The 13,191-nt window shown below is 65.2% G+C and carries 14 protein-coding genes and 1 pseudogene; 7 read left to right on the forward strand and 8 right to left on the reverse strand.

Features of this window, described 5'->3' with window-relative positions; translation table 11 throughout:
- Nucleotides 1-53 precede the first annotated feature (53 nt).
- Together AB7535_RS27680 and AB7535_RS27685 are read left to right on the forward strand one after the other, a co-directional pair.
- Nucleotides 54-830 (forward strand): DUF2147 domain-containing protein, encoded by a 777-nt coding sequence (locus tag AB7535_RS27680; RefSeq protein ID WP_085399258.1) that lies wholly within the window; start codon nucleotides 54-56, stop codon nucleotides 828-830.
- Between the two features lie 314 nt (nucleotides 831-1,144).
- Entirely contained in the window at nucleotides 1,145-2,608 is a 1,464-nt protein-coding gene (locus AB7535_RS27685) for a FecR domain-containing protein (protein ID WP_167767975.1), read from the forward strand.
- A 301-nt stretch (nucleotides 2,609-2,909) separates the two neighbouring features.
- Here AB7535_RS27685 and AB7535_RS27690 read toward each other — a convergent pair whose 3' ends face one another.
- Together AB7535_RS27690 and asd are read right to left on the reverse strand one after the other, a co-directional pair.
- Nucleotides 2,910-3,473, reverse strand: a complete 564-nt coding sequence (locus AB7535_RS27690; RefSeq protein ID WP_085405121.1) for an NUDIX hydrolase — start codon at nucleotides 3,471-3,473, stop codon at nucleotides 2,910-2,912.
- A 67-nt stretch (nucleotides 3,474-3,540) separates the two neighbouring features.
- Nucleotides 3,541-4,404 carry an archaetidylserine decarboxylase gene (gene asd / locus AB7535_RS27695; RefSeq protein WP_028153179.1) on the reverse strand — a complete coding sequence of 288 codons (864 nt, stop codon included), beginning with the start codon at nucleotides 4,402-4,404 and terminating at the stop codon, nucleotides 3,541-3,543.
- Nucleotides 4,405-4,439: 35 nt separating this feature from the next.
- Between asd and AB7535_RS27700 the strand changes: the two genes are divergently transcribed.
- Nucleotides 4,440-6,104 carry an aminotransferase class III-fold pyridoxal phosphate-dependent enzyme gene (locus AB7535_RS27700; protein ID WP_085405122.1) on the forward strand — a complete coding sequence of 555 codons (1,665 nt, stop codon included), beginning with the start codon at nucleotides 4,440-4,442 and terminating at the stop codon, nucleotides 6,102-6,104.
- A 376-nt stretch (nucleotides 6,105-6,480) separates the two neighbouring features.
- Here AB7535_RS27700 and AB7535_RS27705 read toward each other — a convergent pair whose 3' ends face one another.
- From AB7535_RS27705 to AB7535_RS27715, 3 genes are all read right to left on the reverse strand, one after another.
- On the reverse strand, nucleotides 6,481-7,140 hold the full coding sequence (locus AB7535_RS27705) for a hypothetical protein (RefSeq protein WP_085405123.1): 660 nt from the start codon (nucleotides 7,138-7,140) through the stop codon (nucleotides 6,481-6,483).
- A gap of 153 nt (nucleotides 7,141-7,293) precedes the next feature.
- The gene (locus tag AB7535_RS27710) at nucleotides 7,294-7,983 is read right to left on the reverse strand and encodes a class I SAM-dependent methyltransferase (protein ID WP_063981512.1); all 690 of its coding nucleotides are present in this window, start codon (nucleotides 7,981-7,983) and stop codon (nucleotides 7,294-7,296) included.
- Nucleotides 7,984-8,018: 35 nt separating this feature from the next.
- The gene (locus AB7535_RS27715) at nucleotides 8,019-9,071 is read right to left on the reverse strand and encodes a glycosyltransferase family 4 protein (protein ID WP_085405124.1); all 1,053 of its coding nucleotides are present in this window, start codon (nucleotides 9,069-9,071) and stop codon (nucleotides 8,019-8,021) included.
- A gap of 275 nt (nucleotides 9,072-9,346) precedes the next feature.
- Between AB7535_RS27715 and AB7535_RS27720 the strand changes: the two genes are divergently transcribed.
- Both AB7535_RS27720 and AB7535_RS27725 read left to right on the forward strand, forming a co-directional pair.
- On the forward strand, nucleotides 9,347-10,054 hold the full coding sequence (locus AB7535_RS27720) for a L,D-transpeptidase (RefSeq protein ID WP_439037387.1): 708 nt from the start codon (nucleotides 9,347-9,349) through the stop codon (nucleotides 10,052-10,054).
- Between the two features lie 110 nt (nucleotides 10,055-10,164).
- A complete protein-coding gene (locus tag AB7535_RS27725) occupies nucleotides 10,165-10,584 on the forward strand; it encodes a c-type cytochrome (RefSeq protein WP_085405126.1) in 420 nt (139 codons plus the stop codon).
- A 13-nt stretch (nucleotides 10,585-10,597) separates the two neighbouring features.
- On the opposite strand, the pseudogene AB7535_RS27730 reads toward AB7535_RS27725, so the two are convergent.
- Nucleotides 10,598-10,993 (reverse strand): annotated as a pseudogene (locus AB7535_RS27730) (nuclear transport factor 2 family protein).
- A 132-nt stretch (nucleotides 10,994-11,125) separates the two neighbouring features.
- Here AB7535_RS27730 and AB7535_RS27735 point away from each other — a divergent pair.
- Both AB7535_RS27735 and AB7535_RS27740 read left to right on the forward strand, forming a co-directional pair.
- Nucleotides 11,126-11,605, forward strand: coding sequence for an Lrp/AsnC family transcriptional regulator (locus AB7535_RS27735; protein ID WP_085405314.1), 480 nt, complete (start codon nucleotides 11,126-11,128; stop codon nucleotides 11,603-11,605).
- A 2-nt stretch (nucleotides 11,606-11,607) separates the two neighbouring features.
- The gene (locus tag AB7535_RS27740; RefSeq protein WP_085405127.1) at nucleotides 11,608-12,105 is read left to right on the forward strand and encodes a GNAT family N-acetyltransferase; all 498 of its coding nucleotides are present in this window, start codon (nucleotides 11,608-11,610) and stop codon (nucleotides 12,103-12,105) included.
- Here AB7535_RS27740 and AB7535_RS27745 read toward each other — a convergent pair.
- Both AB7535_RS27745 and AB7535_RS27750 read right to left on the reverse strand, forming a co-directional pair.
- A complete protein-coding gene (locus AB7535_RS27745) occupies nucleotides 12,099-12,395 on the reverse strand; it encodes a hypothetical protein (RefSeq protein WP_085405128.1) in 297 nt (98 codons plus the stop codon). The two genes, AB7535_RS27740 and AB7535_RS27745, sit on opposite strands and share 7 nt — an antisense overlap.
- A complete protein-coding gene (locus AB7535_RS27750) occupies nucleotides 12,388-13,182 on the reverse strand; it encodes a DUF899 domain-containing protein (protein WP_085405129.1) in 795 nt (264 codons plus the stop codon). The genes AB7535_RS27745 and AB7535_RS27750 overlap by 8 nt, the downstream gene beginning before the upstream one ends.
- Nucleotides 13,183-13,191: the final 9 nt, after the last annotated feature.

The following is a 13,191-nucleotide window of genomic DNA, read 5'->3' on the forward strand; positions in this document are numbered from 1 at the left end:
GCTTCATCCACCAGCGACACCAGTTCAGACCGGCACAATTTTCAGAGGTTGCCATGAACAAGCTCACCATCGCCGCCACCGCGCTCTTCCTCGCTTCGACCGCCGCCGCGCATGCCGGCAACTCGATTGCGTTCCAGATCGAAGGCCAGCACATCCGCATCGAGACGCCGCGCAACTGCGCCTCGCTCGACTGCGTGACGATCGTTGCGCCGGGCCTGTCGGACAAGCCGATCAAGCTGAACAACATCAATCTCAAGGGCCTCGGCGGCTCCAAGGACGACGACGACGACACCACGCCAGCTCCGTCCACGACGACCGCACAGCCGGCGCCGGCTCCGGTGCAGCAGCAGCCCGTGCAACAGGTGCCGGTGCAGGCGGCCGCGCCTGCTGTCGCCACCCCCGCGGCTCCGACTGTTGCCGCCGCTCCGGCCGCCGGCTACGACAACACCGCGCAGACCGCGCCCGCCGCGGCTCCCGTTGCCGCGCCTGCACCGGTCGCGATTGCGCCCGCTCCGGCTCCGGTGGCCGCCGCGCCGGCGTCGGCCGCCAATACGCCGATCGGCGTCTGGGCGACCGAAGAGAACAAGGGCAATGTCCGCGTCGAACATTGCGGCGCCAATCTCTGCGGTTACGCCATGAAGTCCAACGAGCGCATCCTGATCAACATGAAGCCCGACGGCGCGAAGTGGAGCGGCCGCATCCACGATCCCGACTCCGGCCGCAACTACGACTCCACGATCGCGATGAAGGGCCCGAATGCGATGCGCGTGCAGGGCTGCGCCTTCGGCGGCATGTTCTGCGGCGGCCAGACCTGGAAGCGCGTCAGCTGACATCAACGATGTCATCCTCGACAGGTGCACAATGATCGTCATGCCCGGGCTTGTCCCGCCTGCGCGGCCGAAGCCGCTTCGGCGAGGCGAAGGCCCGGGCATCCACGTTCCCGGTAACGCGCGTTAAGACGTGGATGGCCAGGACAAGCCCGGCCATGACGCAGTAGAGAGGGCCGAGCTCATTCGCTCGTATCGCAGGTCGTTTGAACGTTCGCCCCGTCCATGCGACACATGTTCATCCACCATTCAGCTAACCCCAGCTGATATCGGCCGATCTCGCCTCGCGTTCTCACCGGGACTTCCTCGTGACATCAATGGTGGCTTGGCGCCGCTTCGTCTTTGCGCTTCCGTTGCTGGCGTTGCCGCTGGCCGGCGCGAGCGTGGCGCTCGCATCCGATGCAATCGAGCTTGCGCAGGCCCAGCCCCAGGCGCAGCCAACGCCCGCCCCCTCCCCGACGCCGTCGGCTTCACCTGCGCCCGCCACGGACGCGCAACCCGCCGCCGTCGAGCCCATCGGCAACGTCGCGACCGTGACGGGGATCGCGACCGTGGTCCGCGACAGGAACTCGTATCCGCTGCGCGTGCGCGACGACATCTATCTCAACGACGTCGTGCAGACCTCGTCGAACTCCTCGCTCGGCATCACCTTCAACGACGCCACCACGTTCAACCTCTCCGCCAGCGCGAAGATCACCATCGACAATTACGTCTATGAGGACGGCGGCAAGCAAAATTCGGCGATCTTCGACATCGGCAAGGGCACCGTTGCCTTCGTTGCAGCAGCCGTGGCGAAGACCGGCGACATGAAGATCGCGACGCCGACCGCAACGCTCGGCATCCGCGGCACCACCGGCGTCGTCGACGTTCCCGAAGGCGCGGCGGCCAGTGCTGCGAATAACGTCAACATCAAGCTCTATCCCGACGCCGACGGCCGGGTCGGCCACATCGAGGTCAACGATCGCACCAGCGGCACGCGACTCGGCGCCTTGACGCAGGCCGCAAGCGGTTTTGCGATCCGCCCGGGCGCCGGAGGCACAGGCGGCATGCGCTTTGCCGCCGTGCCGATCACGATCGCTCCGCAGCAGATCACGCGCGACCGCGGCTTCGTCAGCCAGGTGCATCTGGCGCAGACCACGGGCCGGCAGATCGTCACCGAGCAGCGCGACTTCCGCCGTGCCAATCCGACCGCAATCAGCCGCATTCCGCGGCCGACCCAGCCACCGCAGCAGCAGCAATTGCGGCCGGCGACAGCACCCGGTCAGCAGCCGCAGCGGCCGAACGGCCAGCCCGGCCAGAACAACCGTCCGGGCCAGCAGCAGCCGGGCACGCCGGGCCGCCAGGGCGCGCAGTCGCCGCAGCGGCAAGGACAAGGCGGCGCCGTGCAACCGGGTACGCCGCGCGCGGGCCAGGGTCAGCAGCAGCGAGGCCAGCAGCAGCAGGGCCAGCAGCAACCAGGTCAGCAGCAAGGTGCGGGACAGCCGGCAGGTGCGCCGCGTACTGGACAAGGCACGCAGCCCGGCGGCGCGTTGCAGACGCAGCCACAGCGAAACGGACAGACCCCGGCGCAGCCCGGCGGAGTCGTGCCGTCACAGCCGGGCACGGCGCCGCAGCCGCAAACGCCGCGCACCGGATTGCAGCCGGGCCAGCCGCCTGCGGCTCAGCAGCCAGGCGGCATCCAGCGCCAGGGCGGATTCCAGCAGCGCCTCCCCGCCGCGCAACGTCCCGCAGCACCGCGCAGACCGGCGCCCGCTCCGAAGGAGAAGAAAGAGCGGCGGTGAACGGTGCCTCCCCTCACCCTGAGGAGCTTGCGAAGCAAGCATCTCGAAGGGCGAGGCCACAGTCGGGCCGCATGGTTCGAGACGCGCGACGCGCGCTCCTCACCATGAGGGTCGACGTCGAGTGCGCGGCCCTCTCCTCCGTCATTGCGAGCGAAGCGAAGCAATCCAGAATCTTTCCGCGGAGAGACTCTGGATTGCTTCGCTGCGCTCGCAATGACGACTTGGAGGGAACTAAGGCTCCCACAAACTTGCTAGCTCGCGGATGTTTCCAAACTCGCGAGCAAAGCAGCGTAAAGACAACTCACGCTTCGCCGCGCAACCAGGCCTTCACCTTCTGCAACAGGCCATGACGCAGCTCGTCGACTGAGGCGACTTCAGCGGGTGTCAGGGTTTGCAAAGCTGCATCGATGTCGTCGGTTGCTGGCGCCGGCTCGGGCACCGGCGTAGACGCCAGCCCGGCCGCCGCGAGCGCGATCGGACCGACCTGCACCAGGAACGCGCGCTCATATTCGCGCGACAGGCGCGCGAGCGCATCCTCCAGCGTCAGCCAGTCGACCGCCTTGATGTCGTTCATCAGCTTGCGAACGGGACCGCCCTCGGCCTCCATGCGCCAGAAATGCACGACCTTGGAGCGCCCTCCCGACTGGTAGACGAGCGTGCCGAGGAATTCGTGGATGGCCACATCGTGGCCGGTCTCTTCCAGCACCTCGCGGTGCGCGGCTTCCTTCGGCGTCTCGCCGTCGTCGAGCTTGCCCTTGGGCAAAACCCATTCGTTGCGCTTGCGCTGGCGCACGACCGCAACCAGCGGCGGCGCGCCACGCCGCAGCACAATACCACCCGCCGCCATCACCGGCGCCCGCGCCATCACAAGATTCCGTGTCGATCCAATCGGCCCGCCGACGATATAGGCTGCCGACGCGGCGGATTGAAGGCTAGTTCTTCTTCAACAGCGCTTGACCTGCGCGAATGCGGGTGCCCTCGCCGATGCCGTCGCAGAAGTTGAAATCACCGGGCGCCAGGATGATGATGGTGGAGCCGTGCTCGAACCAGCCGAGCTCCTCGCCCTTGGTCACGTTGACGTCGCAGGGGAAATTGACCGGGCCGCGAGTCTGCGCGTTCAGCACCATGTCGAGGAAGTGCAGGCGGATGCTCGCGACCAGGATCGCGGCGACCGGCACCAGCGTCACGGCTTCGCCGGTCGACAAATGCGTGCGGATCACCGCGCGCTCGTTCTTGCAGAACAGGCGCTCGACCCGCTTCAGCGCGATCGGATTGACGTTCCAGACGTCGCCATGGATCAGCGTGACGCGTTCGATATGCGCATCATAGGGCGCATGGAAGCGGTGATACATGCTCGAGGTCAACCGCAGCGTGACGAAGCTTCCGTTGCGGTGCTGATCCACGAGCGCTGAGTCACCGAGCAGGTCGAGCAGCGAATAGGGCGCACCCTTGACCTGGAACAGCTCGGTGTCGGCGATCCGGCCATGGGCGCCAACGATGCCGTCCGAGGGGCTGGCGACAATGGAAGGGTCTGGATCGAAGGGCCGCAGCCCCGGCTTGAGCTCCCGGGTGAAGCAGTCGTGCAGGCTCTTGAAGTGGGTCTTGCGCGCCTCCGACAGATCGAGGTCGGAAAACAGCTTCCACAGCGCGATCGAGAAGTCCCGGACCAGGGGATTCTCGATCTTGGAGAACCGGCCCATGAAGCGGGTCAGGGCCGCGCGGGGGATGCGGTTGGTCAACAGGAAGTTGAGGTCTTCCTGCTGGGTGAAAGAGGCGATGAGGGCTTTGACTGTCATGAATCTGTCAGCTCGCAGTATTAGCGCTTGTTGTCATGGAAACGACACTCCCGATTCTCTCATTTTCCGTGGCCGCCGCAGCGTCCGCTGCCGCCGCCTTCCCGAAGCTCAAGGCGCGCATCGCACTCTCCCGCGCCAAGCACCGGTCGCTCGCCGGGCACTCCAAGATGTCGCGCCGGGTGGCCAAGCTGCTCCCGTTCTACGAGTTCGAGGGCGATCAGTATTTCGGCTGCGACGGCGCGCCTGATAACGTGGTGAAGCAGCGCAAGGACGCCTTCTTCCGCCTCGCCGGCCTCTACGCCGAGCGCTACCCCAGGGGCCGCGCGATGACGAAGGAAGCGGCGGAAAAGATCTCCGACCTGCACTTCACCGAAACCTACCGCGTGCCGTTCCAGTTCTCGCGCCTCGTCCGCGAGCATCTGGGCACCTCGACCTTCATGGAATCGTCCAGCGGCGTCACCGTCACGGATGTCGACGGCAACACCTCTTACGACCTCACCGGGTCCTACGGCGTCAACATCTTCGGCAACGACTTCTACAAGGAGTGCATCGAGGGCTCGGAGAAGCGCGCGCATGCACTCGGCCCCGTGCTCGGCCCCTACCATCCCGTCATCCTCGAGAATGTGCAGCGGCTCTGCCAGATCTCGGGCCTCGACGAAGTCTCGTTCCACATGTCCGGCACCGAGGCCGTCATGCAGGCGGTGCGGCTTGCGCGCTACCACACCAAGCGCACGCATCTCGTTCGTTTCGCCGGCGCCTATCACGGCTGGTGGGGCGACGTACAGCCCGGCGTCGGCAATCCGATTCCCGCGCACGAGACCTACACCCTCGCCGAGATGTCCGAGAAGACATTGCACGTGCTGCGCACGCGCAAGGACATCGCCTGCGTGCTGGTCAATCCGTTGCAGGGCCTGCATCCGAACGGCAACGCGCCCGGCGATTCCTCGCTGGTCGATTCCTCCCGCGGCGGAAACTTTGACCGCGCGGCGTATACCGAGTGGCTGAAGAAGCTGCGCGAAGTCTGCACCGAGCGCGGCATCGCGCTGATCTTCGACGAGGTCTTCGTCGGCTTCCGTCTCGCCGCCGGCGGCGCCCAGGAGTACTTTGGCGTCAAGGCCGACATGGTGACCTACGGCAAGAGCCTTGCCGGCGGCCTGCCGGTCGGCGTCGTCTGCGGCAAGAAGGAATTGATGCGCCGCTTCCGCGACGATCGTCCCGCCGACATCTGCTTCGCCCGCGGCACCTTCAACTCGCATCCCTACGTCATGACGGCGATGGACGAGTTCTTGAGCCGGCTTGCCAGCCCGAACTTCCGTGCCATCTACGACGGCCTGGACACGACCTGGAACGGCCGTGCGCAAAAGCTCAACCAGATGATGACCGATGCCAACCTGCCGGTGCGGTTCGCCAACTTCTCGTCGATCTGGACGGTGAAGTACACCACCCCGTCCCGCTACAACTGGATGCTGCAATATTACCTGCGCGCCGAAGGCCTGTCGCTGAGCTGGGTCGGCACCGGACGGCTGATCTTCAGCCTGAACTACACCGACGCCGATTTCACCGAGGTCGCCGAGCGCTTCGTCCGCGCGGCCGAGAAGATGAAGGCCGACGGCTTCTGGTGGCACGACGGCGTGCTCACCAACAAGAATATCAAGCGGCAGATTTTGAAAGAGATGCTGGCCAAGCGTTTTGGGCGCTGAGGCTTTCCCACTCTTAACCCCGAGCACCGCCCTCCCTTCTCCCTCGCCCCGCCCTTGTCCGCCGAAGCCTTGGCGAAGGCGGATGCGGGGCCGCGACGAGCTACGCTCGCGCTGAGAGGGTCGGGGTGAGGGGGAGTCTCCGCGCATGCGGTGAGAGTTGATCAACGATCCACTAGCAGTCCCCCCGCGGAGAGCCCCCCTCACCCGGCTTTGCGCTACGCGCAAATCCGACCTCTCCCCGCAAGCGGGGTGAGGTGAAGAGAGCGCTGGGCTCCGCTGAGTCACTTTAAAGGTATCCCCAAGACGTGGATGCCCGGCACGAGGCCGGGCATGACGCAACCATCAGACATCGGAGTGTTGTGTGAGAACAGCGCGCTCAGGCGTGCTGCTCTTCGAGCGTGGGCTCGGAGATGAGGCCCAGCGTGTGCTCGGGGTTGAGGTGCAGGCCGGGATCCATCAGCTCGCCGCGCATCAAAGCGAGCGGCGCGCTACGATAGAGCATCAGGTCGTGGAAGGGATCGGTCAGGATCTTGGTCATCCAGACCAAGCCGGTCTCGATGTCGCGGATGAAGAACAGGTGGACGGTGCGGAACAACAGACCACCGCCGCCGATCACGAGCCAGATCTTGGCGACCTGCCGCATGAAATCGGTCGCGCTCGCCCAGGGCGTGAACAGGCCGAACAGCGTCGGATCGACAACCAGCACCAGCGGCGACAGCGCCCAGATCGCCATCAGCACCACCTTGCGCTGAAGGTTGTAGCCGACCTTGATGTCCTCCTTGTACTCGTGCGTCGCCTGGTTGATGTGGTCGTAATCGTGCGGCTCGAAGAAGAAGTGACCGGCCTGGCGCGAGGTCATCGACACCAGCCAGCCGACCAGCGCCGAGATCATGGGATCGACGAACAGCCAGACATAGGCGAAGAGAAAGCTCAGCGCGCTGACGAAGTGCAGGCTCTGATTGATGCGGCTGTGGTGATAGTAGCGATGGTCGTCCCAGCGCTGGATCCGCAGCTGCTCGAGATAATTCTTGATCATGCTCTCCCCCAAAATGCTTTCGGGTTCAGGATTTACAGGGATTCGATGTAGGCCGTGTGACATCATCATTTTGTCATGTGACGATGTGCAGCGGCGCGATGACGCACGCGAACGCGTGAGCGGCGGCTTGAGCCGCCGCTCACACAGCCCAACTTAGGCTGCTTTGGCGACGTCGACCTTGCGGAAGCGCACCAGCGAGAAATGGCCGAGCGGCGGAATCAGGCGGCGCTCGGCGAGCTCGATGCCCTTGGCACCGGAGAGCCACTTCGCATAACGCGACCAGGCGAACTCGGCGGTGCGGAAGCCGAGCGGACGCACCACCGGCTGGAGCTTCTGCTCGATGAAGCGGCGCATGCCGGTATCGGCGCTGACGCGGGTGAGGATGATCAGCTCGCCGCCCGGGCGCAGCACGCGGGCGAATTCGTCGAGCGCCACTTCCGGGTTCGGCACGGCGGTGACGACATATTGCGCCATCACGACGTCGAAGGAATTGTCGGGGAATTCGAGCTTCTCGGCGTCCATCACCGCGAGGCCCTCGACATTCTTCAGATTGCCCTCGGTGACGCGCTGGCGCGCCTTGTCGAGCATCGCTTCCGAAATGTCGGTGCCGAAGATGCGCAGATGCGGCGCGTAGAGCGGCAGCGAGATGCCGGTGCCGACGCCGACCTCGAGCACACGGCCCCCGATCTTGTTGGTGGCCGCGATCGCGGCCTGCCGGCCCTTGGCGAACACGCCGCCGAACACGAGATCGTAGACGGGCGCCCAGCGGTCATAGGCCTGCTCAACCGTGCCACGGGTGAGGTCGAGCTGCTGGGTACCGTCAAGGTTCATGATCTTAGCCATCGATGAGGTTCTCGCTGTGGGTCAAACGTTGCAGATCAGCCGCGCACCGGCCGCCGCGCCATGACCGGCGAGGCGCGCAGGATGCGGCTGGGCTGAAGTGAGGTGAGGTTTCCGACGAACTGCCGCGCGCTGTTTTCCCAGGAACGCTCCAGCGCGAAGTTACGGCAGGTCTCGCGCGACATGGTGAGCGCGCGGAGGCACGCGGTACGCAGATCATGGTCGATCGCGCCGATCGGATGATCGGCGATGACGTCCTTGGGGCCCGTCACCGGAAACGCCGCCACCGGCGTGCCGCAGGCGAGCGCCTCGAGTTGCACCACACCGAACGTGTCGGTCAGGCTCGGGAAGACGAAGACATCGGCGGCGGCGAGATGCGCGGTCAGATCCGCGCCCTTCTTCTCGCCGAGGAAGACGGCATCCGGATATTTCTTTTCGAGCGCCGCCTTCTGCGGGCCGTCGCCGACGACGACCTTGGTGCCGGGCAGGTCGAGCGAGAGGAACGCTTCGAGATTCTTCTCCACGGCGACGCGGCCCATGGTCATGAAGATCGGACCCGGCAGGTCGAGCTTGGCCGGACTGTCTGGATGGAACAGCTCGGTGTTGACGCCGCGTGTCCAGAAGCCGAGTCGCTTGAAGCCGCGTTCGGAGAGCTCCTGCCGCAGCGAAGGCGTCGCCACCATGGTCATGGCGGCAGCGTCGTGGAAGTGGCGCAGCACGGCATAGCCGACGGCATCAGGGATACCGGTCCGCACCGAGACGTATTCGGGAAAGCGCGTCGTGTAGGAGGTGGTGAAGGCAAGGCGGTTGCGGCGGCAATAGGCGCGCGCGGCCCAGCCGATCGGCCCCTCGGTCGCGATGTGCAAGGCTTCCGGCGCCGCCTTCTCGATCCGCCGCGCGATCTCCTTGCCGCTCGGCAGCGCGATGCGCAGGCCCGGATAGGTCGGCAGCGGCCAGGACCGAAAGCCGTCCGGGGTGAGGAAGTCGATCTCGACGTCGAGCGCCTTGGCCGCGTTCGCCAGCGAGGTCAGCGTCCGGACCACACCGTTAACCTGCGGATGCCAGGCGTCAGTCGCGATTAATACCCGCATGGGGAAATCCCGAGAGTTTGATGATTCTCGGCTTAGGACCATCAACCACGGATATTTCAGGCGTGTGACGTCACAGAAGTGTCGGCCCGCTGTTTTGTTGGTTAACGGGTCCGCGCCGCCACGAAACCGTCATGAAACAAATCCTTTCCGCCATGAAACCGTTTTCGGTTTTCCGCGCAAAGCTCCCGAAACGTTTTGTCGTTAGTGATTTGGGCAACGGAGCACCGAAACGGTGCCGCGGTGGTCAAGAAACACCGATCAAACAGGGGCGATCAATGATCAATCTGGACACGTTCAAGACGTATTCGCGCGCCGTTGCGCTCGGCGCCATCGCGATCTCCGCAATCGCATTTGCCGGTCCGGCCAAGGCTGCGCCCGTGCAGCTCTTCCCGTTCTTCCAGCCGCTGCCGCCGATGGCCGCGCCGCAGCCTTACCAGCCCTATCAGGCCACGCCTTACCAGGCCGCGCCGTCCGAGGATCAGGACGCGGTCGAGATGCCGGCCCGCTTCCGCCGCCAGACGGTTTCCTACGCGACGCGCGAGGCGCCGGGCACCATCATCATCGATACGCCCAACACCTATCTCTATTACGTGCTCGGCAATGGCCAGGCCGTTCGCTACGGCATCGGCGTCGGCCGCGACGGCTTCACCTGGTCCGGCGTGCAGTCGGTGACCAAGAAGGCCGAGTGGCCGGATTGGACCCCGCCGCCGGAAATGATCGCCCGCCAGCCCTATCTGCCGCGCCACATGGCCGGCGGCCCCGGCAATCCGCTCGGCGCCCGCGCCATGTATCTCGGCGGCACCATCTACCGCATCCACGGCACTAACGCCCCCGACACGATCGGCAAGCACGTCTCGTCCGGTTGCATCCGCCTGACCAACGACGACGTCACCGACCTCTACTCCCGCGTCAACGTCGGCACCAAGGTGATCGTGCTGCCGATGACCGAACGCCGCGCGGACCTCGGCGCCGCGACGCGCTAACGCGACAGGACATTGTGACGCAAACGGCCCCGGAACCCACCGGGGCCGTTTTCGTTTGCATCATGCTCTCCGGGCGGCCTCGCCTGGAGAAGCACTGTTCGGAGGCGCGGATGCGATCACACCTGCAAATGTCGCCAGGTCCATGGCTGCGCTCGATCGCAGGTGCCGGCGCATTGACGCTGCTCCTGTCTGCGCCCTCGTCGCTCGCCCAGCAGCCGGCGAACGACGAGGCGGCCCAGCAGGCCTTCAACAATTCCTGTCGCACCTGCCACTCGGTGAAGGATGGCGACAATCGCCTCGGTCCCAATCTCAACAAGGTCGTGGGACGCAAGGCGGGCTCGCTGCCGAACTACAACTACTCCCCGTCGATGAAGGACGCCGGCTTCGTCTGGGATCCGGACAAGCTGACCCGCTTCATGGTCAAGCCGGACGAGGTCGTGTCCGGCAACAAGATGCAGCCCTATGGCGGCGTCTCCGCGGAGGACGCGGCCAAGGTGGTCGCGTATCTGCAGGCGGTGGGCGGGCAATAAGATTGCGGAGGCGCTACGTGCCGGTCGGCTCATACCGTCGCTCCACATGGAACGATTTCGCGGTAATGAGCCAAGTGCCCTCGATGCAGTGATACGCCAGATAATCAACGTACTGGCGCACATCGATCCGAACGCGAACCTTCACCAGTGCCTGCGCTGACGACGCCAGATCGATCAGCAATATCTCCTGAAGGCGCGGGGCATTCTTGGATTTGGGCGACGGGGTCGAAGCCAGCATCGCTCTCTAGTCGCCAACGGGCAGGATCCGCAATTCAGCGTCGCGAAATCCGTGGAGTTGCGCAGTCGGCGCAAAGACGCGGTCGAACTGCGAAGCATCGCTGTCGTACATCAGCGTGAAGTAACGTTCGACGGCCTCCAGCAGAGGCGCAAGGTTCGGGCTCTCGGTCATGGCTCACTCCATCAGCAGCAAAGTCGGAGCAATCCATCTCACGGAAAGCCAAGGCATGTCCTTGCGAACTGGGCTAGTCTCGGCGGCTCGGGCGCAATATTGCGCCCTTCTCGATCCCACAGGATGCGGTTCATGCCAAAATGCGAACTAGATGCGATCGACCGGCGCATCGTCACCGAACTCCAGGCCAACGCACGACTGAGCAACATCGAACTGGCGGACAAGATCGGATTGTCGCCATCACCCTGCCTGCGACGAGTGCGGCGGCTGGAGCGGGACGGCTATATCGACGGCTACCGGGCCTCCTTGCGGCGTGGCCGCCTCGGGCTCGGCTTCTCGGCCTTCCTCGGCGTCAAGATCAACGGCCATGCCAACGACCAGGCGCTGGGCTTCGAACGGACCGTTGTGGCGATGCCCGAGGTCGTTGCCTGCCACCTCGTCTCCGGCGAAGCCGACTATCTCCTCGAAATCGTCGTGCCCGAGCTCGAGGACTACCAGCGCTTCCTCGTCGACAAGCTGCTCAACCTGCCCATCGTGCGGGAGGTTCGCAGCAGCATTGCGATCCAGACGCTGAAGGCCGGCGCGCCGCTACCGCTGGCACATCTCTTATAGCCATGATCAGACTGCTCACGCCCGCCGACGCGGCTCTCTACCGTGCGATCAGGCTGGAAGCGCTCGTAACGCATCCCGAAGCTTTTGGCAGCACGTTCGCACGCGAGCAGGAAAAGCCCCTCACCTGGTTCGAGGCGCGCCTTGCAGCGTCGGACGTTTTCGGCGCCTTCGTCGCGCACGAGCTCGTCGGCGTTGCCGGCTTCCATCGGCAGGACGGCGCGAAGACCGAGCACAAGGCTCTTCTCTGGGGCATGTATGTGCGGCCCCATGCGCGAAAATCCGGCGCGGCGCGGCGCCTTGTCGACGCGGTCGTGGCACATGCCACAGGGCAAGTTGAACAGCTTCAGCTGGCCGTCGTCAGCGAGAACGCCGCCGCCATCCGCCTCTACACCGCTGCCGGCTTTGTCGAATACGGCCGTGAGGTGAAAGCACTGAAGCACGCCGACCGATACTACGACGAAATCCTGATGGCATTGTTCCTCAACGACAGCGGTCAATGACTGACGCCATCCGTATCTCGCCGGATGGCGCCCCGCCGCTCCGAAACCAGCCTCAGCCAGGCCGCCGAATGAAACGCGCTCATCAGCAGATACATCGGCACCATCCCACTCAGCACGGAGCCGTACCCGGCGGCACACAGCATGTCCGCCGGGCCGCCGAGCACGGCCGTCAACACGGCCATGATCGCGAAGGTCGGCGTTGCCGCCAGAGCCAGCCATCTGGCGAGGTGGCGTGCGGCCACCACGCCATCGCGGCTCGCGCCGGTGGCCACGTTGGCGGGACTAGTCACGGCCTTCCGCGGCCTCCTCGCGAAAAGCCTTCTCGCCGGCCGTCGAGATCTCCACCCATTTCTTGTCGGGCGCAGCGCCTTCCGCGTAGCTGTCGTGCCAGTTCCACCATTTGTAGGTTGGCGTCTGCGGATAGCCCTTTGGCGAGTCCTCCCAGACCTCCTGCCGGCCGAGCGGCGTGATGTCGAGATAGTTCCAGGTGCCGCCCATCTGCTCGTCGCCGCGGCTCTTGACGAAATAGGTGCGGAAGATGCGGTCGCCGTCGCGGTAGAACACGTTGGTGCCGTGCCATTCGTCCACGCCGAAATCGGCGTCGAAACTGTCGGTGACGGTGACCCAGGGCATGGTCCAGCCCATCCGCTGCTTCAGCCTGATGATGTCGGCCTGGGGCGCGCGCGAGGCGAACACGAGCGTGGTGTCGCGGGCGTTCAGATGCGAGACATGGGCGACCTGGTCGGCCACCATGGAGCAGCCCCGGCAGGCTTGATCGGGCCAGCCGAGCACGCCCGGCTCGAAGAAGGCCCGGTAGACGATCAGCTGCCGCCGGCCCTGGAACAGATCCACCAGACTGATCTTGCCGCCGGGCCCCTCGAACGCATAGGTTTTGGTGATTTCCATCCACGGCATGCGCCGGCGCTCGGCGGCGAGGGCGTCGCGGGCACGGGTATGCGTCTTTTCCTTCACGAGCAGTTGCTGACGGGCGGCCTCCCAGTCCTGCGGCGACACCACCGGCGGTGTTTGCATGGCGGCCTGTCCGTTAGTTCCTGCGTTGTCTACTGATGTCATCATGGCTCTCCA

The sequence above is a fragment of the Bradyrhizobium sp. 956_D2_N1_4 genome, from assembly GCF_052076025.1.
Taxonomy (GTDB): Bacteria; Pseudomonadota; Alphaproteobacteria; order Rhizobiales; family Xanthobacteraceae; genus Bradyrhizobium; species Bradyrhizobium barranii.

Bases quoted from the DNA above. Each gene is read 5' to 3' on its own strand.
- AB7535_RS27680 (WP_085399258.1), top strand. From the start codon at position 54: ATGAACAAGCTCACCATCGCCGCCACCGCGCTCTTCCTCGCTTCGACC.
- AB7535_RS27685 (WP_167767975.1), top strand. From the start codon at position 1,145: ATGGTGGCTTGGCGCCGCTTCGTCTTTGCGCTTCCGTTGCTGGCGTTG.
- AB7535_RS27690 (WP_085405121.1), bottom strand. From the start codon at position 3,473: ATGGCGCGGGCGCCGGTGATGGCGGCGGGTGGTATTGTGCTGCGGCGT.
- asd (WP_028153179.1), bottom strand. From the start codon at position 4,404: ATGACAGTCAAAGCCCTCATCGCCTCTTTCACCCAGCAGGAAGACCTC.
- AB7535_RS27700 (WP_085405122.1), top strand. From the start codon at position 4,440: ATGGAAACGACACTCCCGATTCTCTCATTTTCCGTGGCCGCCGCAGCG.
- AB7535_RS27705 (WP_085405123.1), bottom strand. From the start codon at position 7,140: ATGATCAAGAATTATCTCGAGCAGCTGCGGATCCAGCGCTGGGACGAC.
- AB7535_RS27710 (WP_063981512.1), bottom strand. From the start codon at position 7,983: ATGGCTAAGATCATGAACCTTGACGGTACCCAGCAGCTCGACCTCACC.
- AB7535_RS27715 (WP_085405124.1), bottom strand. From the start codon at position 9,071: ATGCGGGTATTAATCGCGACTGACGCCTGGCATCCGCAGGTTAACGGT.
- AB7535_RS27720 (WP_439037387.1), top strand. From the start codon at position 9,347: ATGATCAATCTGGACACGTTCAAGACGTATTCGCGCGCCGTTGCGCTC.
- AB7535_RS27725 (WP_085405126.1), top strand. From the start codon at position 10,165: ATGCGATCACACCTGCAAATGTCGCCAGGTCCATGGCTGCGCTCGATC.
- AB7535_RS27735 (WP_085405314.1), top strand. From the start codon at position 11,126: ATGCCAAAATGCGAACTAGATGCGATCGACCGGCGCATCGTCACCGAA.
- AB7535_RS27740 (WP_085405127.1), top strand. From the start codon at position 11,608: ATGATCAGACTGCTCACGCCCGCCGACGCGGCTCTCTACCGTGCGATC.
- AB7535_RS27750 (WP_085405129.1), bottom strand. From the start codon at position 13,182: ATGATGACATCAGTAGACAACGCAGGAACTAACGGACAGGCCGCCATG.